Annotated in this window: 19 protein-coding genes; 8 read left to right on the top strand and 11 right to left on the bottom strand. The window is 60.2% G+C overall.

What is annotated here, in order from left to right; genetic code table 11:
- Positions 1 to 3: 3 nt before the first annotated feature.
- Together ABIE33_RS00910 and ABIE33_RS00905 are read right to left on the bottom strand one after the other, a co-directional pair.
- Positions 4 to 1,011, bottom strand: a complete 1,008-nt coding sequence (locus ABIE33_RS00910) for a DUF1624 domain-containing protein (RefSeq protein WP_429120282.1) — start codon at positions 1,009 to 1,011, stop codon at positions 4 to 6.
- 133 nt (positions 1,012 to 1,144) lie between these two features.
- The gene (locus ABIE33_RS00905) at positions 1,145 to 1,837 is read right to left on the bottom strand and encodes a DUF599 domain-containing protein (protein WP_429120280.1); all 693 of its coding nucleotides are present in this window, start codon (positions 1,835 to 1,837) and stop codon (positions 1,145 to 1,147) included.
- 690 nt (positions 1,838 to 2,527) lie between these two features.
- Between ABIE33_RS00905 and ABIE33_RS00900 the strand changes: the two genes are divergently transcribed.
- Both ABIE33_RS00900 and ABIE33_RS00895 read left to right on the top strand, forming a co-directional pair.
- Positions 2,528 to 3,928, top strand: a complete 1,401-nt coding sequence (locus ABIE33_RS00900) for an L-serine ammonia-lyase (protein WP_429120279.1) — start codon at positions 2,528 to 2,530, stop codon at positions 3,926 to 3,928.
- Between the two features lie 77 nt (positions 3,929 to 4,005).
- Positions 4,006 to 4,443: a DUF1489 family protein gene (locus tag ABIE33_RS00895; RefSeq protein WP_429120276.1), complete on the top strand. Its 438-nt coding sequence runs from the start codon at positions 4,006 to 4,008 to the stop codon at positions 4,441 to 4,443.
- Positions 4,444 to 4,591: 148 nt separating this feature from the next.
- Here the strand turns inward: ABIE33_RS00895 and ABIE33_RS00890 are convergent, their stop codons facing one another.
- The 6 genes from ABIE33_RS00890 to ABIE33_RS00865 all read right to left on the bottom strand — a co-directional run bounded on the left by ABIE33_RS00890 (position 4,592) and on the right by ABIE33_RS00865 (position 10,372).
- Positions 4,592 to 4,861: a hypothetical protein gene (locus tag ABIE33_RS00890; RefSeq protein ID WP_077498392.1), complete on the bottom strand. Its 270-nt coding sequence runs from the start codon at positions 4,859 to 4,861 to the stop codon at positions 4,592 to 4,594.
- A gap of 75 nt (positions 4,862 to 4,936) precedes the next feature.
- A complete protein-coding gene (locus tag ABIE33_RS00885) occupies positions 4,937 to 6,454 on the bottom strand; it encodes an SPOR domain-containing protein (RefSeq protein ID WP_429120273.1) in 1,518 nt (505 codons plus the stop codon).
- 184 nt (positions 6,455 to 6,638) lie between these two features.
- Entirely contained in the window at positions 6,639 to 7,373 is a 735-nt protein-coding gene (locus ABIE33_RS00880; protein ID WP_429120270.1) for a hypothetical protein, read from the bottom strand.
- Between the two features lie 330 nt (positions 7,374 to 7,703).
- Positions 7,704 to 8,312: a transglutaminase-like cysteine peptidase gene (locus ABIE33_RS00875; RefSeq protein WP_429120267.1), complete on the bottom strand. Its 609-nt coding sequence runs from the start codon at positions 8,310 to 8,312 to the stop codon at positions 7,704 to 7,706.
- A 733-nt stretch (positions 8,313 to 9,045) separates the two neighbouring features.
- A complete protein-coding gene (locus ABIE33_RS00870) occupies positions 9,046 to 9,654 on the bottom strand; it encodes a PilZ domain-containing protein (RefSeq protein WP_429120264.1) in 609 nt (202 codons plus the stop codon).
- 109 nt (positions 9,655 to 9,763) lie between these two features.
- Positions 9,764 to 10,372, bottom strand: coding sequence for a PAS domain-containing protein (locus tag ABIE33_RS00865; RefSeq protein ID WP_429120262.1), 609 nt, complete (start codon positions 10,370 to 10,372; stop codon positions 9,764 to 9,766).
- Between the two features lie 344 nt (positions 10,373 to 10,716).
- Between ABIE33_RS00865 and ABIE33_RS00860 the strand changes: the two genes are divergently transcribed.
- The gene (locus ABIE33_RS00860; RefSeq protein ID WP_429120259.1) at positions 10,717 to 11,448 is read left to right on the top strand and encodes a rhomboid family intramembrane serine protease; all 732 of its coding nucleotides are present in this window, start codon (positions 10,717 to 10,719) and stop codon (positions 11,446 to 11,448) included.
- Between the two features lie 263 nt (positions 11,449 to 11,711).
- Complete coding sequence (locus tag ABIE33_RS00855; protein WP_429120257.1) at positions 11,712 to 12,140, top strand: CBS domain-containing protein; 429 nt, start codon at positions 11,712 to 11,714, stop codon at positions 12,138 to 12,140.
- 156 nt (positions 12,141 to 12,296) lie between these two features.
- Here the strand turns inward: ABIE33_RS00855 and ABIE33_RS00850 are convergent, their stop codons facing one another.
- The 3 genes from ABIE33_RS00850 to folE all read right to left on the bottom strand — a co-directional run bounded on the left by ABIE33_RS00850 (position 12,297) and on the right by folE (position 14,760).
- Positions 12,297 to 13,262: a patatin-like phospholipase family protein gene (locus ABIE33_RS00850; RefSeq protein WP_429120255.1), complete on the bottom strand. Its 966-nt coding sequence runs from the start codon at positions 13,260 to 13,262 to the stop codon at positions 12,297 to 12,299.
- A 404-nt stretch (positions 13,263 to 13,666) separates the two neighbouring features.
- Positions 13,667 to 14,119, bottom strand: coding sequence for a phosphoribosyl-AMP cyclohydrolase (gene hisI, locus ABIE33_RS00845; protein WP_429120252.1), 453 nt, complete (start codon positions 14,117 to 14,119; stop codon positions 13,667 to 13,669).
- Positions 14,120 to 14,142: 23 nt separating this feature from the next.
- Entirely contained in the window at positions 14,143 to 14,760 is a 618-nt protein-coding gene (gene folE / locus ABIE33_RS00840; protein ID WP_429120250.1) for a GTP cyclohydrolase I FolE, read from the bottom strand.
- Between the two features lie 342 nt (positions 14,761 to 15,102).
- On the opposite strand from folE, the gene ABIE33_RS00835 reads away from it, so the two are divergent.
- Genes ABIE33_RS00835 through ABIE33_RS00820 form a run of 4 tightly spaced genes read left to right on the top strand, consistent with a single transcriptional unit; the run spans position 15,103 to position 16,910 of the window.
- Positions 15,103 to 15,549, top strand: a complete 447-nt coding sequence (locus ABIE33_RS00835) for an iron-sulfur cluster assembly scaffold protein (protein WP_429120247.1) — start codon at positions 15,103 to 15,105, stop codon at positions 15,547 to 15,549.
- A 3-nt stretch (positions 15,550 to 15,552) separates the two neighbouring features.
- Positions 15,553 to 15,927 carry a membrane protein insertion efficiency factor YidD gene (gene yidD / locus ABIE33_RS00830; protein WP_429120245.1) on the top strand — a complete coding sequence of 125 codons (375 nt, stop codon included), beginning with the start codon at positions 15,553 to 15,555 and terminating at the stop codon, positions 15,925 to 15,927.
- Positions 15,924 to 16,352, top strand: a complete 429-nt coding sequence (locus ABIE33_RS00825) for a DUF2267 domain-containing protein (protein ID WP_429120242.1) — start codon at positions 15,924 to 15,926, stop codon at positions 16,350 to 16,352. The genes yidD and ABIE33_RS00825 overlap by 4 nt, the downstream gene beginning before the upstream one ends.
- A gap of 18 nt (positions 16,353 to 16,370) precedes the next feature.
- On the top strand, positions 16,371 to 16,910 hold the full coding sequence (locus tag ABIE33_RS00820; RefSeq protein WP_429120239.1) for a DUF1697 domain-containing protein: 540 nt from the start codon (positions 16,371 to 16,373) through the stop codon (positions 16,908 to 16,910).
- The last annotated feature ends 18 nt before the right edge of the window (positions 16,911 to 16,928 follow it).

The following is a 16,928-nucleotide window of genomic DNA, read 5'->3' as shown; positions in this document are numbered from 1 at the left end:
GTCCTAGTCCCCTGATTGCACGTCCATTGTGCATTGGCCGGCGATTCGCGCAATGCGTTCATCCGTGTTCACGTTGATCTTTCCCCTGTTCAGGTCGTCGAACAGGTTCTGTTCCACCAGCTGGTCGAGGGTGCATCCGCAGAAGGCGTCACAGGGCACGGCCGGATTGCCACGGCTGCATGCCTCGACGCAGTTCGTGCGGTAGGCTTGCTTGGGATCCGGCAGTGTCGGCGGTGAGATCAGCGAGAAGAGATAGACCAATCCGATAAGCAGCGGCTGGTGGAGGAGGTATATGGCCAGACTGTGACGTCCTCCGAAGACCAGTGCTTTCGTCCACAGCCGTGTCTTTCCGTCGTCGGTCGGGCGCTTTGCAAGGGCTGTTGCCAGGCGCGCATGCACCAGTTTTGCGGTGCCGAGGCCGAGGAGAAAAGGTGCGAGCCACGGCAGCAGCGGCACATAGTCGTTCGAGCGCGGGATCGTTTCGGAAAGGCCGACCCACCAGAGATAGGGCGCGTCGAAGATCGCGGAGCGGAGATAGAGCGGAGCGGCAAAGGCGGCCGCTGCGGCCGCGAACGAAACGATCGCCGGAAGGGGGAGGAAGAGGAGGCCGACAAGGCTCGCCGCGGCAATAGAATGGAGGATGCCGAAAAATATGAAGGTGTTAGGGAAGGCGAACCAGGTCGCAATGCTGATCAGTGCGGCAGCGCCGGCAATCTTGGCAAAACGAAGCATGAAGGCATCGAAACGGATCCTCGGCCGTTGCCCGAGCACCAGGCTGTAACCAGCCAGAAACAGGAAGCTGCTGGCGATCAGGCGCGCAAACATCTTCCATCCACCGGTGCCGGCGGTCCCGGCCGCGACATAGCCGAAGAATTCCAGATCCCAGACGAAATGGTAGAGCGCCATGGCCACCAGCGCCAGGCCGCGCGCCACATCGATAAAGACGAGTCGGCGACGGGCGCTGGTCGTCGGCTGCGGTTCAACGGTTGAGCTCATGTTGGTATCGGACATGGTGTTCGCCATCCTGTTGGCGCAAATGAGACTGGCAGGTCAGGCTTGCGCCAGACCGGCTTTGATTGCTTGGAAAATGAGATTGCGCCTGGATCCCCGTCCTGGGATGTCCGGGGCGTATCGCAGCGGTAGCTTAGCGGGCGGCATCTTCCAACAGGGCCGCGCGCGCCTCGGAGAAGAACTGCCGGCGCGTCAGAACGAAGATGACGAAGACTGTCAGGCCGACGAACGCGTAGGGGCTTATGAACCAGCCGAGATAGCCGATCGACAGGAAGATTGCCCTGAGGCCGGCATTGAAGTGCTTGGCCGCCAGTACGTTCATGCGCACCGCGCGTTCGGCCGCAATTTCGGCGGCGTGCCGGTCGCGTATCATGTCTGCCGTCATCGGTATGCCGCCCATGAGGATGGAACAGTAGTTGAACAGGCGATAGGACCAGCCGAACTTGAAGAAGGAATAGCCGAAGAGGCAGGTGAGCCCTGCGACCTTCAGCTCGAAGGCCGTCCGGCCCCCGTGAAAGACATAGGGCATGTCGGCGAAGATCATCTGTGCCTGCTCGGTCGCGCCCAGGAGAGCGAAGCAACCGCCGAGCGCGAAGATCGTTGTCGAGGCGAAGAACGCGGTTCCAGCCTGCAGCCCTGCAATGATCTGCGTATCGATCATCTTCAGGTCGCGGTTGAGAGAATTGCGAATCCACCGGCCACGGTGCTCGTTCATCAGTCGCGTGAGACTGATGCGTTTGAAGCCACGGGTACCGTCTGTCGCCCAGCTGAAGCCGGCCCACAGCAGGATGAACACGGTAAGTGCTATGTAATCTTCGAAGGTCATACACGTGTTTTTGGCATGGCTTTTGGAAATTGCAAGGTCGGCGAGCCTGTGTAGAATCGGCGCCGCATCAACTAGTGTGATGAAATTGCGGCGGAATTTCTTCCGGCAAAAATGCGCGAACTCCAACGTTTGCTGTGTTGGCTGGAGAGCGGATGCCTCCCTGTCACCTTTCCGCCATATTTCACCGTTGCGTCTTTACACTTTCTTCAGTATGGGTGGCGCCATGCACGGGCCCTTGATGTGTGGCCCGCAGCCGTTGAGAGTTTTTCGGAGACATCATGGACAATACAATACAGAAGTCTTGCTGGGGCGTGACTGCTCGCGCCGTAGCCGGTTTCGCTGGCGTTCTTGTTCTTGCTTATCTTTTCGGCGGCCTTTGATACCCAAAAGTCCTCTGATTGACAGCGCGGCTTCGCAGAAGCCGCGCTGTTTTGATTCCGGCGATCGTATCGTCAGGCCCGGTGGCTGCTGCCCAGTTCGCCAGGGCAATGTCGCACCAACGGGATCAGATGTCGGTTGATCGCCTGATCGACAGGGATAGGATGGCTTAGGGTTTGATCCTATATCTAAGGGTGAGGGTACTGCTTCGGTCCTGAGAGATCGAGGTTTGTATCGACTGTGCAATCATGCATATGACGGCATCCGGCGATGGGCTGGGCGGCATATGTTCAGGCTCCGGGCAGGCAATTCATGTTTCTTTCCGTCTTCGACGTCTTCAAGATCGGCATTGGTCCTTCGAGTTCGCATACGATGGGCCCGATGTCGGCCGCCAATCGTTTTCTCGAACTCATCCTGTCCGACGAATGGCCGCGTCCGTCGCATGCCTCCGTCGCCGCCATCAAGGTCAGCCTGCACGGCTCGCTTGCCCACACGGGCATCGGCCATGGCTCGGGCAGGGCAGTTGTGCTCGGGCTGGTCGGTGAGCGTCCCGATCGCGTCGATCCCGACCGCATGGATGTGCTGATCGATGAAGTCGAGCGCACCGGGCGCATAACGCCGCCGGGCCATCCGTCTTATGAATTTCAGCCGAAGACCGATCTGATCTTCGACAAGAAGGTGCCGTTGCCGGGCCACGCCAACGGCATGTCGTTCTCGGCCTTCGACAAGGACGGCCGCCTTCTGCTCAAGCGCATCTATTATTCGATCGGTGGCGGTTTCGTTGTGACCGACACGGAACTCGACGCCATGCGTGCTTCCAAGAACAAGCCTGCCGGCGTCAAGGTGCCGTTCCCGTTTAGCACCGCCCAGGAAATGCTGGATATGGCGGCTCGGTCGGGCATGACGATCGCGCAGATGAAGCGGGCAAACGAAGAATGCACCATGTCGCCCCAGGAACTGAATGAGGGGCTCGACCGTATATGGGGCGCCATGAGCAGCTGCATCGATCGTGGCCTCAGCCAGGATGGTATCATGCCGGGTGGTCTGAAGGTGCGCCGCCGCGCCCGTTCCATTCACGACAAGCTGCAAGAAGAATGGCGCTCCAACAAGATCAACCCGCTGCTCGCCAACGATTGGCTGAGCGTCTACGCCATGGCGGTCAATGAAGAAAACGCGGCTGGCGGGCGCGTGGTGACGTCGCCGACGAACGGTGCCGCCGGCGTTGTTCCAGCGACCATCCGCTACTACATGCATTTCCACGACGATGCCGATCAGCACGGCGTTCGCGACTATCTGCTGACGGCAGCTGCCATCGGCGGCATCATCAAACACAACGCGTCGATTTCGGGCGCCGAAGTCGGCTGTCAGGGCGAGGTCGGTTCCGCCTCGGCCATGGCGGCAGCGGGACTTGCCGCCGTCATGGGCGGTTCGCCCGAGCAGATCGAAAACGCGGCTGAGATCGCGCTTGAGCACCACCTCGGCATGACCTGCGATCCGGTCGCCGGTCTGGTGCAAGTGCCTTGTATCGAACGCAACGCGCTCGGCGCCGTCAAGGCCGTAACCGCAGCGTCGCTGGCGCTCAAGGGCGATGGTCAGCACTTTGTGCCGCTTGACGCCTGCATCGAAACCATGCGCCAGACCGGCGTCGACATGAACGAGAAATACAAGGAAACCTCGACCGGCGGCCTGGCGGTCAATGTCGTCGAATGTTGAGTGGCGCACGAGTGATTGTGGATGACGCTGCGCAATTCGCTTGACCGTGACGGCCGGACGGGTGTTCAAAAACAGCCATGTCTCTGCATCTCATAAAGCTCTGCGTCGGAGCGGAATCGATCGAGGATCTGCGCGAATGGGTTTCGCGCAAGGCCTTGACCGCGATTGCCGCCGGCCTTGAACCGCATTCGTACCATACGACGCGCATGGTCCCGAAGCGAACGGACGAGCTGCTGGAAGGCGGCTCGCTCTATTGGGTCATCAAAGGCCAGGTTCAGGCGCGCCAGCCGCTGATCGGCATCGAGACCTTTACGGACGGTGAGGGGATCGGTCGCTGCAATCTGCTGCTCGGGCCCGAAGTCGTTGAAACGGAGTTGCAGCCGCGGCGGGCATTCCAGGGCTGGCGCTATCTCAAGGCTAACGAAGCGCCTCGAGATCTGGCGTCGCTTTCGGGCGATGGAGCCGAAATGCCTCTCGAACTCCGGCGCGAGCTCGCGGAACTCGGCCTGCTCTAAGAGCCTTTCCAGGAAAAGTGCGAAGCGGTTTTCCGCAAGGAAATGCGAAAAACCAAAGAAATTGAACGCTTCAATGACTCCGTTTAAGACGGAAGTGCTCTAGCCAGACGAAAAAGGCGGCCGAAGCCGCCTTTCAATCTCAGAATATTCAGAGGATGCGCATCTTCAGCGGCTGGCGACGACCGGGCGCCGTCACGTGAAGATGGATGCCGGCGCGTGGCTGTGTCGAGCGCCAGGCCCTTGCGCCATGTGTCAGCAGCATGCCCACCAGATCCTTGGTCTTCGCTTTCGGGCGGTTCAGACCGAGATCGGCAATGCGCATCGCTGCTTCATGCAGCGGATGCAGATTGATGCGCGACGGTTTCGCCCGTCGCCCCGGCAAGGGAGTGACACCCGGAACATTCTCGTTCATTGCCATAACTAACCTCGTACGCTTTACAAAACCGAGGAGGGTGGCCGGACTAACAGATCGGCCACCGAAACTAGATGCCGTCTACTGCTGGGCGGCCCAGCAGGAAATACCTTTCTTCTTCAATGCCCTGCATGCGTTGACCGCCGCATTCTGGTCGTCGAACCCGCCAAAGCGCGCACGGTAGACCTGAGCGCCGCCATTGCTGAAGGCGACGGTAAAGGGCGTGGCCTTGCTAAGCGCCTTGCCACCCTTGTCCTTGGCGTTGCCGAGCAGCGTCATGGCCTGGTCCTTATCCGGCGTCGCACCGATCTGGATGACCCAACCCTGAGGCTGCGGAACAGTTTGAGGTTCGGCTTCGGCAGCAACCGGCTCGCGCTTGGGAACGGAATTGGTGATCTGGGCGTCGACCATGCCTGCAGCGACCGGTTGGCGCGACAGCTTGATGCTCTGGGCGTCGAGCGTATTGGGGACGATCTTCGGCGAGAGGACCGGGTTGTCCGATGCGCGCTTGGTCCCGGCATAGGCCATCTGCACACTATTGGTATTTTCGCCATCGTAGCGCACGGCCGGAACCGGTCCGGTGTTCGGCAGGTCGAGGCCGGCGGCGGCTGCGACCGGGCTGGCGACCGGTGTTTCCGCGACCTGTGCGACAGCGATCGGCTGTTCGGCCACGGGGGCGGCCGGCGTCGGTGCGGTTTCGGCGATCAGGTTGCCACCGCCGCGGCGCGATGCGGCCGGCATGTATTTTGCCACCAGGCGCCGCATCTGGGCGTCACGGCTGGCGCCGGAGCTACCGCCCATGACGACAGCGACGATGCTGCGACCCTCGAGCTGGGCCGAGGTCACCAGATTGAAGCCCGAGGCGCGGGTATAACCGGTCTTGATACCGTCGACGCCACGCACATTGCCGAGCAGGCGATTGTGGTTGCCGATCGTCTGCTTGCCGAAGCGGAAGCTGCGCGTGGAGAAGTAATCGTAATACTGCGGAAAATGCTGGCGAAGCGCGAGACCGAGGCGTGCCTGGTCGCGCGCCGTCGTGCGCTGTTCGGTGTTCGGCAGGCCGTTGGCGTTGCGATAGGTGGTGCGGGTCATGCCGAGCGCACGCGCCTTGTTGGTCATCATGCGGGCAAAACGCTGCTCCGAGCCACCCAGCAGTTCGCCGAGCGCCGTCGAGGCGTCGTTGGCGGAACGGGTGACGAGCGACAGGATCGCCTGCTCGACCGTGATCGACTGCCCCGCGCGCACGCCGAGTTTCGATGGCGGTTCGGCGGAGGCATTTTTCGAGAAGGGAACCGGCGTCGACTTGCTGATCCGACCGGCTTCGAGCGCCTCGAACGCCAGATAGAGCGTCATCATTTTGGTCAGCGAAGCGGGGTAGCGCAACTCGTCGGCATCTTCGCCGTAGAGAACCTTGCCGGTCTTCGCGTCAACGACGATGCCCGAATATTTCGGGTTGGCCAAAGCGGGTGCTGCGAAGGCAACCGATGCGACGGCGCCCGCAAGGACGATCCGTCCTACCATCTTTGAAAAAGCGCCGAACGGGCGTTTCGCGAGATCAAGAAAACCTGATTGGGACACTACGCTACTCTTCATTCTCATGTCATGGGTGTTGTCCGGACGCCGCCTCCGGGAACGACCGTTCCTGAGACAGTATCGGCATAGCGTTACCAATCGGTTTATGATGAATGATTGGTTTCCGGGATCCGACGCATTTGTACAGAGGTGATACCGGTGTAGCGCAATGGTGCGGCGCTGAAGCCAGCACCACACCACTTGGACGAAATCAGGGCACGAGATGGCTTTTCACGAAGCCACCCACAGCCTTGTCGATTTCGCGCCATTGCGGCAGCAGATTGCGGGAGAAGCGGTAAAGAACGACCAGGTCCTTGCCGGCATGGATATCGCGCTGGCAGTCCGCGCTCGTGGGGATCTCGTTTGCGCCGGGCTCCAGGCAGCGTACGACATAGGGCGGCTCCTTTTCGCGCGCGGCAGTGAAGAAAGCCTCGCCGGCATAGCTCGACGTCGCCTTGACGTCGTGCCGGGTCAGCCCGTTGGGGCCGGGACTTGCTGCGCCGCCGAAGACCTGGGTGTAGATAGGCTCGAGCCGGCCAGACATGTCGCGCGACATCGTGCTCTGCGAGATCTGCAGGAAGATCAGGGTCTCCGGACGATTGAGGTCATTGAAGAGCTGGCGGTTGTCGTCGCTGTAGCCTTCGAGCGCTGGCCAGGTCAGATAGATGTCGACGCGTTCGGCGATCGAGGTCGCCCGCTGGGTTTCAAAACGGATGACGTTTGCGGGCAGGCGCAGGTGATCCTGGCCGATGAAGATATCGTAGGGCGTGAGGCTCGACGTGTGGCCGGCCAGCGCGAGGTTTTCACCGAACCAACGCCCCGAGAGCGAAAGTGCCGCGGTGATTGCGGCGAGCGCGACAACTGCCGCGGTGATTTTGTAGACGAAGCGTCCTGATAGAAGCGGGCTGAATTCCGGCTCCGAGTTCCCGTTGGAAGAGGTGCTCATCGAGGGGGCGTCCCGTTGTGGTAGCCGCGCGATATGTGGCGGTTCAGCTGCCGGTGGTCGGTCGGTAGCGTCAGTTGGACTCTGGCAGGGTTTACTTGCCTGACGCTGGTCGAAGACGGTTAATTTTCGATGAAATCAGCACACGTCTTCCGCCGACTTGAATTTGATCTTGGCTCAGTGGGGCAGCCGAGAATAGAAAAGGCCGGTTCCGAGGGGCAGCGGAACCGGCCAGGGCCTGATCTGAAACGGGGATGGGACTGACCGAAGCCCGGATAGCTGAGAGTGGCGCGGGAAATCACCCAACCGCGCCACGGCTTGTTCCATGAGGGCTTACTGGGTGCGGACGCTGCCGACCGCGACCGTACGGCCATCCTGCAGCTTGACCCAACGGCCGGCATGTTCTGTCGACTGCCGCTTGAGGTAGGTGTATTCGGTGTCCGACCACAGCAGCACCTTGTTGCGCATGTTGTCGAGGATGAAGTCACCGCGATCGGTGCGGACGGTCAGCACCGCATGGCCATCGCCGTTCGGCTGAAGGACGACGGTGATCAGAAGGTCAGAGGCGGAGAAGCCGCTTTCGATGAGTTTGCGACGCTTCAGCAAAACGTAGTCTTCGCAGTCGCCGACGCTGTCCGGATAGGACCACTTTTCTTCGACGCCGTGGATTTCCATGTCGGTCATTGGCGTGATCGCCTGGTTGACGTCGTAGTTGACCTCGAGAATCTTCTGCCAGCCTTCCCGCGTCAGAACCATCGGGCCGCGATCGCCGCCGTTCGAGCGGCACTCGCCCGGATTGATCTTGCAGAACTCATAGTGGCCGATCGGCGGGTTGGTCGCACCGGTCACGGTCATGTTCGCCGGAAGGGCCATTGCGCCTTCGATCAGGCCGCCGGTGAAAAGTGCGGCGACAGCGATCATCTTGGTGATTGTCTTGAGCATGATTGTCTCCCCGTTATGGTTCGACAATGGCACGGACATTTTTACCGCCGGCGAACATGCGAGGTAAAACAAAGTACAAATGAAAATCGTATCAGAATAAAATAAGAATAGATTTTGAGATATATTTTAGTCGAATTTGATTCAAATTTTATCGATCTTGATCGGCCGTCGATCACAGAACTGAAATCTGTTAAGTATCCAAATGGTTGCAAGGATGGCGTTTTGCGGGCCCATATCGACGGATAGCGTGCCGATGCGTGGGTGCATGGCGGCAGCGGGATGTGCCGGGGAAGGGCAATTTCCCCACTTTACGTTCGGCCCCGATGCTTGGTTTCAACGTGAAATCAACGCGAGGAGCGAAAATATTGAGAAAAAATATTTGAAAAAAGTTGTGCCCGAAAATCGGTAAAGCGAATACGGGCTGTGCTGAAATGGAGCAACAAGGCGCCGCGGTCGGAGCGGACGCGCGGAAACATCACTTCGATCGTTGAGAGTGTGGGGCCGGAATGGCCCTGGCCCGGGGCGGTTTACCGCTCCGACGTTACCGATTATGGTCGGCCGCATACGGATGCCGCCGAGGACGAATTGTCACGATTGAGGGGCGGCAATGCCGTTGAGGAGGCGACCGGAGTCCGCCCAAAGCCTACGTGCAAAAGGACGCAGGGACTTTGCGATACTGTCATGCGCATCACTAGAGTTTGAAGCGCAGTCCGCGAAGGGGCCGCGATGCGGTTTAGAGGAATTCCGTCAGGGCTTCGCGGGACTGGACGCCCGAGAATTCGATGGCGACGCCTTCCTGGAAATGACGGACAATCTTGCCCTTCATGTTGCCGAGCTTGATCTGCGTGCCGATCGGGGGGCGGTTTTCAATATCCACCGCAGCGCCGGACATCGAAAGGTCGATGATGCGGCAGGGATATTTGGCGCCGGTATCGAGCGTCAGCTCGGTCAGCGTCTTGCGCGGAGCAAGGCGATCGTGGCGGCGATCTTCCGGAAGGCCGAGTTCGTGCTTGTTGGCAATCCACGTCAATTGCGCCGCAAGCTTCTCGCGCTTGCGTTCCGTGGCGTTGAGCTGGATGACGAAGGCGTTTTCGGCAAGCCGAGACACGGTGCCTTCGAGCCGACCGACGTGATCAATGTAGGCAATGATGCGTTCGCCGGCACGCGGGCGGGCTGGCGACGACAAAAGCACGTCACCGGGTGACATGTCGACGGCGGTGCAGTCGAATTCGTCGTGGTTGGCAAGCATCAGTCGCCCGGTGAGATTCACCGAAACGCGCTGAAATGCGCCTTCCTGGTGCGGCTTCGGACCGGTATTTTGAGCTTGCTGGAACGAGAACATGATCACTCTGCATGGCGTATCTTGGCACGCGAAGCATAGTGCGATCCGGTTAATAGAATGTTCGCCCTGCGGTTGGTGTCTGCGCCGGTCTTGACACAGGTGTGTGGTCTCAGGCGTCGCGGCCGCCTTCAAAGACGCGCAGGTGCTGCACCCGCCGGATTCCAGGAGGAAATGCATCGTCCATGGCCGGTTCCCTTAGGAGCGCCGCCGTTCGATCGGGATCGAGCACCCTGAGGCCCCTAACATCGAGACCGCTGACGGGTGCGGCGTGCAACCAGTACGGGCGCGACAATGGCGAGAGAGAACCGAGAATGCGGTCACTGTGACCTTCGTTGGAGGCGAGGGGAAGGAGCAGCGCCTCGATCTCCAGTTCTCTCCTGTCTTCGGTCAGTGCCATCGCCGACAGCATGACGGGCACGTGTCGTGCCATCACTTGCCGGCTGACCTGAAGCGTTCTACCAGCCTGGGTCCCGAACCAGAGTGTGCCGAACTGCTGGCCGCGCAGTTCCTGGCCGAAGAGGGCGCAGACATGCGTTCCAGCAAGGCGGAATTTTATACTGCCGAAACGGTCCCGCTCAAGGATGAAGAGGTCAGGCAGGAGTGTGCGGATGGCCGACGGTTCGATTTCGTCGCGACGCGGTAGTTCACGGTCGCCACGAATGAGGTTCCAATACTGGAACAACTGCGTTGATGTCTTGCTGCGCATGATGTCGTTCATTCCATTTCGCGCGATCTGTGTGTCGATCCGGCACAAAATCGACCGCTCATTCCGGTTGTGCCGATGACAGAGCGAATTCCGTGCCACCTGGAAATTAAGGTTAACAAACGGTTTCGATTGCTTCGGCCGCAGCGGGCTGGCACTTGAATGAACATCACTTCACGAAGGATTGCCTTAGGCACAGATTTCGAGCTCGGGGTATTGGGAGCTCACCGACCGTTCAGTTTTTACTGGACGGTCTTTTTTTGTTTGCTTATGGCTGGGCGCGCTGTCCGGCGATGCACAATTGCCCGGCCGACTGGGTCGGATTGAAACGGACATGCGGACGGAAGAGAGCAGCAACCATGGAACGAGATCAGGCAGCGACGCCACCGGAGGCGGAGCGGGAAGGCGCCGTCCAGCGCACGCGCGAGCCCGCGTTCAACCTACCGGCGGGGCTGACGTGCATCCTATTGTTCCTCGTCGCCATTCATGCGCTTCGCACCTATGTCTTCTCGAACGGTCTCGACCAGGAAATTATCCTGAACTTCGCCTTCCTTCCGGCGCGCTATGATCATCCGCTTGCTGAGCAGAGTCTCGCGTGGCTCTGGAGCCCGGTGACGTATTCGTTCCTGCACGGCAGCTGGGAGCACCTGATCTTCAATATCTTCTGGATGGTTGCCTTTGGTGCACCGGTGGTCCGGCGCATCGGCATGGCGCGACTGGCTGTCTTCTGGGCTCTTTCGGCCGCCGCTGCCGTCGCGCTTCACACGGTTTTTCACTGGGGCGAGATGATCGTCGTGGTCGGCGCCTCGGGGGTCGTTTCGGGCTTCATGGGTGGTGCGGCGCGATTCGTGTTTTCGCCAAGCGGCCGCATCAGCCGCCAGTTTGCCCACCTCAACCGCAGGCTTTCCGTCAGCGAGGCGCTCTCCAATCGCTCAGTCGTCGTTTTCAGTGGCATCTGGTTCCTGACGAATTTCCTCGTCGGGTTCGGCATGTTCACGCCTGGCGGCGCCGACAGCGTGGCGTGGGAAGCGCATATCGGCGGTTTCCTCTTTGGATTCCTCCTGTTCGCGTTGTTCGACCCACGCGATTGATAACGCGCGATCCTGTTGCGATCATTGTCAGAACGCTTGATTTCCCCGGAACGCTGGCGCACCATTTGAAACGGCCGATATCGTCCATCGACGGTGCGGCCCGTGAAGGCCGGGTGCTCATAGGTATAGTGCGTCTCTGAGGAGCGGCGCGTCAGCCTTGCAGTCACCGGATGGGTATAGGTTCCGTTGCCCGACTGTGCCGCACACGACAGGCTGGAACCTTCCCCGCCGACCCGGCGTCGTCGCAACGGGGAGAAGTGCGCATGTCAGTAAAAGCGATACTCAATGAAAAGGGCCGGAACGTCGTGACCGTTGGTCCTCGCATGACGGTTCAACAGGCCGCAGTCCTTCTACGTGACAATCATATCGGCGCGGTGATCATCATCGATGCGGATGATCAGATCGCCGGCATCCTGACGGAGCGCGATATCGTCGCCGCCATCGCCAAACACGGCGCAGCCTGTCTGGAGAAGCCGGTTTCGGCCGTCATGTGGCAGAACGTCTATTGCTGCACCGAGGAAATGTCCGTCGATACGCTGATGGAAATGATGAGCAAGTTGCGAGCCCGTCATCTGCCAGTAGAAATGAATGGGCATCTGGCCGGCATTATTTCGATCGGTGACGTGATCAAGCATCACATTCGCGCGATGGAGCAGGAGGCCGAGCACATCAAGGCCTATATAGCTGGATAATTGAAAGGGGCGGTTTCTGCCGCCCTTTTGTCACCCGTCTTCGGCACAATCTCGAACAGCCGTGCCGAGCGCGCGACAACACTTTTTGCCATCGCGAAATATGCGACCGTTACGGTGGCCCTTGGGGCCGCGCGAAATCCTGGCGTTGCGCCGTTGTCAGCGGACCAGGACTTCCTGCATCCGGCGGATTTCGGCAAGCTTGGCTTTCGCTTCCTGATAGCCGCGATCGATCGCTTCTCCGGCACGGTGGAATTCCGAGAGCCCGATGTCGTTGAGCTTCGGATGCAAGGCTAGATCCGGAGGGTCGCCGGCAAGGCGTGCCCGCGAGATGCGGTCCTGGATAATATTGAAGGCCTGAACCATCACGCTGGTCATGCCCATGCGCGCGGAGTGGTGCGTCGGCTCCTTGTTGATCGGCATATCCTGGGTCTCGTTGCCGGCGCTGTGCTTGACGACGGCAGAGCGGCCATAGAGGTCGTAGTTGAGGTTCACGGCGACGACGAGTTGCTGCTCGTGCGCGCGGCAGACTGAGACAGGCACCGGATTGACGAGCGCGCCATCCATCAATGTCCGGCCGTTGGCCTTGATCGGTTCGAAGATACCGGGAAGAGCATAGGATGCGCGGATGGCGGTGATCAGAGAGCCCTTTTCCAGCCAGACCTCGTGGCCGCTGTGCACTTCGGTTGCAACGGCTATAAAGGGTCGGTCGAGGTTTTCGATGCTCAGGCCCTGCAGGTGTTCCTGCATGCGCTTGGTCAGGCGCAGCCCGCCGAAAAGGCCGGCGCCGCCGATGGCGAAATCGAGTAGGCCGGCAATCCGACGTACGGTCAGCGAGCGGGCGAAGGTCTCAAGCTCGTCGAGCCTGCCGGCGAGATAGCAGCCGCCGACAAGGGCGCCGATGGACGTGCCGGCGATCATGCCGACTTCGATGCCCTCCTCGTCAAGCGCTCTGAGCACGCCGATATGTGCCCAGCCGCGAGCGGCGCCGCCGCCAAGCGCGATTGCGATCTTGGGCGGCCTGGGCGGTACGGCGGGTTCTGATGGTGTTGTCGAGAGTGATGACCCGTCCGGGTCGGTCAGGTCGGCAATTTGGCTGCTACGCGTAAAAGTCCAGTTCAACATCCGGCACCTCCAACACCGCCGAACACTTGGCAGCGCAACACGTCCTTCAGAATGCGCGAAGGGCGTCGTGGCACTCCATGCATTAACTCAAACTTCCGAAGACCTGATTCGATCCTGGAACCACGCAATAGTTATGAGCGCTCTTGTCTGGAGGAAAACCTGCCAAGCCAGCGCTGGTGCCGGCCTTGTCCTCATTCATCGCTGAAAGACTGGCACCGTTACTCAGATTATCATCGATCCTGTCGCCGAGCGCGGCGGGGTCGATAAACATTCGCTACAGTCTGCAATACTGCCCGGCTTGCCGCCGTCCCCAGGAAAACTGCATCCTTGCTAAGGATTAGGCGCCCGCTGGGTTACCAAAATATAAACGCAGTATGCACCCGCCTCAAAAAGGTGCGCAATGCTTAATTTTTGTCATAGACCTCGGCCGGGTCGAAATGCTGGTGGTCGTCGGTGATGGTAACCGTGGCCCGCCCACCATCGACGCCGACGGTGCGATAAAAGCAGGAGCGGCGTCCGGTGTGGCAGGTGGCGTCGTGTCCGGCGACCGAAACCTTGAGCCAGATGGCGTCCTGGTCGCAATCGGTGCGTATTTCCTTCACCGTCTGCAGGTTGCCGGAGCTTTCGCCCTTCTTCCAGAGGCTCTTGCGTGAGCGGCTGTAGTAATGGGCGACGCCGGTCTCGATCGTCAGCGCCAGCGCTTCCGCGTTCATGTGCGCGACCATCAGCAACTCGCCGTCGCGCGCGTCGGTGACGACGGCGGTGATCAGCCCCTTTTCATCGAACCGGGGCGTGAAGGCCGGACCGTTTTCCAGTTCGGCCTTGTTGGAGGAGGGGGTCTCGAATGTGAGCGTCATGAAAGGCTCCGTTGGCAGGAGCCTTACTTGAAGCCCCGCAGCATCGTCATGAAACGGGCCTGTTCGGCCGGTTCGGTCTGGAACGTACCCGTAAATGTGGTGGTCAGCGTTGTCGAGCCTTGCTTCTGAACGCCGCGCATCGCCATGCACATATGTTCAGCCTCGATCATCACCGCAACCCCGCGGGGCGCCAGCGATTCGTCGATAGCCTTGGCGATCTGGGCGGTCATCGATTCCTGCGTCTGCAGCCGGCGACCATAGATATCGACCACGCGGGCGATCTTCGAAAGCCCAAGCACTCTTCCATTCGGCAGATAGGCGACGTGCGCCTTGCCGATGATCGGCACCATATGGTGTTCGCAATGGGAATAGAACGGAATGTCCTTCACCAGCACCATGTCGTCGTAGCCGGCAACCTCTTCGAAGGTACGGCCAAGCACGTCTTCGGCTGCGAGATCGTAACCGCTGAAAAGCTCACGATAGGATTTGGCTACGCGGGCCGGCGTATCCAGCAGACCTTCGCGGCTCGGATCCTCACCTGCCCAGCGCAGCAGAACGCGCACGGCGTCCTCGGCCTCTTTTTGCGTCGGCCGGTCGCTCGCATTGTCGAGCACGGGGAAATTCTTCACTATGGCATCCATAATGGCCTCTTTGCGCAATACGGGGATTGCTTGACGTTTTATCTTTCGGACAACTCGCCACTGGCCATTCGCCTAACCCTGCAGGCTTGGGTTCCGTCGGCGGGCTCCGGGGCTTTCTGGTCCTTGCTTAGCAGTGCAATGGACCGTCCGGCACGGTTTCCCAAACAACAGGCGACATTTGATCCTCTTGCGGAACTGTCGCCCCAACACGACATAGCATATAGTATGGTGCCATAGAGATGAAAGAGGCCGAGGGGACTGCGTCGTGCTTTTTTCCTGCCTACAGGAGAAAATCATGCGCCGATCACCCAAAACCGCGAAAAATCAGCCGGATCGCGTCAAATGATGGATGACATCTACAACAATCGTATTCTCGACTTCGCCGGTAATATCCCGCGTATCGGGGTTCTGGAAAATGCCGATGCCGAAGCGGTTGCGCATTCGAAGCTTTGCGGCTCGAAGGTCCGGATCTGGCTGAAGATGGATGGCGACGTGGTCACGGATTTTTCCCATGACGTCAAGGCTTGCGCGCTCGGGCAGGCATCGTCGTCGATCATGGCGCGTCATGTCGTCGGCGCGCAGGTGGGCGAAATCCGAAGGGCCCGCGATGAGATGCTGGCGATGCTGAAGGCCGACGGCGAGGGTCCCTCTGGCCGTTTCGAGGATATGCGCTTCCTGAAGCCGGTGAAGGACTACAAGGCCCGGCATGCCTCGACCATGCTCACTTTCGATGCTGTCGTCGATGCGATTGGCCAGATCGAGGCCAGGCGTCTGGCGACGGCCGTCTGAGCCATGTGCCGGGATCCGCATTGCGAACATCCGCCAGCGGCCGGTTCTGCGTCTGTGGGCGGCGGGCGCAATTGGTCCGGTCCTTTCCGCAAGACACCGGGGCGCCTGCTTGGCATGGCCTTTATCCGCGCCTATCAGTTGACCCTGTCCAGTTTCATCGGCAATGCCTGCCGGCACCTGCCGACCTGTTCGGAATATGGCTATGAGGCAATCGCACGCCACGGCCTGTGGGCCGGCGGTTGGATGACGCTTTTCCGCGTCGCACGTTGTGGCCCGGGCGGCACCCATGGGTTCGACCCGGTTCCCGAGCGCCTGAAGGACAGGCATCTTTGGTATGCACCGTGGCGCTACTGGCAGCCGCGGCCCAAGGGCGGATGAACACGATGACGATCCCGATGGAATATCGGCAGGCTTCGGTCGATTTCGACCGCTTCATCGTCGATGCCCGCGATATCGCAGGACTCCAGACGACGAACCAGGCTTATACGATGGTTCAGGCGGTGCTGCAGACCTTTCGCCGCCGGCTGGATGTCGAGGATGCGATCCTGTTTGCCGACGTGCTGCCGCCGGTTCTAAGAGCGGTTTTCATCGCCGAGTGGGATCTCGAAGAGCCCACAAGCCCATTTTCGGGAAGGACGGCTATGACGCTCGAAGTGCAGGCGCTGCGTGGAGACCACAATATTTCGCCGGATACGGCGATTGCCGATGTGGCGGCCGCCTTGCGGAAGAACATCGACGGAGCGAAGCTCGATCGCGTATTGGCCCACTTGCCGGCCGGTGCCGCCGACTTCTGGCGTGCATGAGCCAAGGAGTTCCCCTGAGTGAACAGCTACGTCGCGCTGCTCCATAGTATCGTGCTCGGCGAAGGGCGGCGCGTTGTCATGGCTGATCTGAAAGCCATGGCCGAGCGGCTTGGTCACCGGTCACCGCGCACACTCGTCGCCACGGGCAACCTGCTGTTCGAAGCGGAAAGGGTCGCCGTCGGAGAGCTGGAGGCGACGCTCGAGGCGGCATTCGCCGCGACGTTCGGCCGGCATGTCGACATCATCGTTCGTCCCGGCTCCGATTGGCTGAGGCTCGCCGCATCCAATCCGTTTCACGTTGAAGGCGAGGAGGATGGCAGCCGCGTTCATGTTCGCGTGATGCGCGAGCCACTTTCCGGCAAGATTACCTCTGATTTCGAACGCTATTGCAGCGCGGGCGAGCGTCTGGCGGTCGTCGATGGCGACCTTTGGGTTCATTTCACCGGCCAGGCAAACGAATCGAAACTGCTCGGGGTCTTGACCAAAAAACGTCTCGGCATCGGCACGTTTCGCAACTGGAACACGGTGAAGGGCCTTGCCGCGATGCTCAGCACCTAGGCTGTCCTTGCCTTTACT

Source organism: Ensifer sp. 4252 (assembly GCF_050434565.1).
In the GTDB taxonomy this organism is placed as follows: domain Bacteria; phylum Pseudomonadota; class Alphaproteobacteria; order Rhizobiales; family Rhizobiaceae; genus Ensifer.
Note: the sequence above shows the minus strand (reverse complement) of the source record. Positions and strands in the feature narration are given on the sequence as shown.

Bases quoted from the DNA above. Each gene is read 5' to 3' on its own strand.
- ABIE33_RS00865 (WP_429120262.1), bottom strand. From the start codon at position 10,372: ATGAACGACATCATGCGCAGCAAGACATCAACGCAGTTGTTCCAGTAT.
- ABIE33_RS00910 (WP_429120282.1), bottom strand. From the start codon at position 1,011: ATGTCCGATACCAACATGAGCTCAACCGTTGAACCGCAGCCGACGACC.
- folE (WP_429120250.1), bottom strand. From the start codon at position 14,760: ATGGATGCCATAGTGAAGAATTTCCCCGTGCTCGACAATGCGAGCGAC.
- ABIE33_RS00850 (WP_429120255.1), bottom strand. From the start codon at position 13,262: ATGTTGAACTGGACTTTTACGCGTAGCAGCCAAATTGCCGACCTGACC.
- hisI (WP_429120252.1), bottom strand. From the start codon at position 14,119: ATGACGCTCACATTCGAGACCCCCTCCTCCAACAAGGCCGAACTGGAA.
- ABIE33_RS00835 (WP_429120247.1), top strand. From the start codon at position 15,103: ATGATGGATGACATCTACAACAATCGTATTCTCGACTTCGCCGGTAAT.
- ABIE33_RS00860 (WP_429120259.1), top strand. From the start codon at position 10,717: ATGGAACGAGATCAGGCAGCGACGCCACCGGAGGCGGAGCGGGAAGGC.
- ABIE33_RS00825 (WP_429120242.1), top strand. From the start codon at position 15,924: ATGAACACGATGACGATCCCGATGGAATATCGGCAGGCTTCGGTCGAT.
- ABIE33_RS00855 (WP_429120257.1), top strand. From the start codon at position 11,712: ATGTCAGTAAAAGCGATACTCAATGAAAAGGGCCGGAACGTCGTGACC.
- ABIE33_RS00875 (WP_429120267.1), bottom strand. From the start codon at position 8,312: ATGCTCAAGACAATCACCAAGATGATCGCTGTCGCCGCACTTTTCACC.
- ABIE33_RS00900 (WP_429120279.1), top strand. From the start codon at position 2,528: ATGTTTCTTTCCGTCTTCGACGTCTTCAAGATCGGCATTGGTCCTTCG.
- yidD (WP_429120245.1), top strand. From the start codon at position 15,553: ATGTGCCGGGATCCGCATTGCGAACATCCGCCAGCGGCCGGTTCTGCG.
- ABIE33_RS00895 (WP_429120276.1), top strand. From the start codon at position 4,006: ATGTCTCTGCATCTCATAAAGCTCTGCGTCGGAGCGGAATCGATCGAG.
- ABIE33_RS00885 (WP_429120273.1), bottom strand. From the start codon at position 6,454: ATGAGAATGAAGAGTAGCGTAGTGTCCCAATCAGGTTTTCTTGATCTC.
- ABIE33_RS00870 (WP_429120264.1), bottom strand. From the start codon at position 9,654: ATGTTCTCGTTCCAGCAAGCTCAAAATACCGGTCCGAAGCCGCACCAG.
- ABIE33_RS00905 (WP_429120280.1), bottom strand. From the start codon at position 1,837: ATGACCTTCGAAGATTACATAGCACTTACCGTGTTCATCCTGCTGTGG.
- ABIE33_RS00890 (WP_077498392.1), bottom strand. From the start codon at position 4,861: ATGGCAATGAACGAGAATGTTCCGGGTGTCACTCCCTTGCCGGGGCGA.
- ABIE33_RS00880 (WP_429120270.1), bottom strand. From the start codon at position 7,373: ATGAGCACCTCTTCCAACGGGAACTCGGAGCCGGAATTCAGCCCGCTT.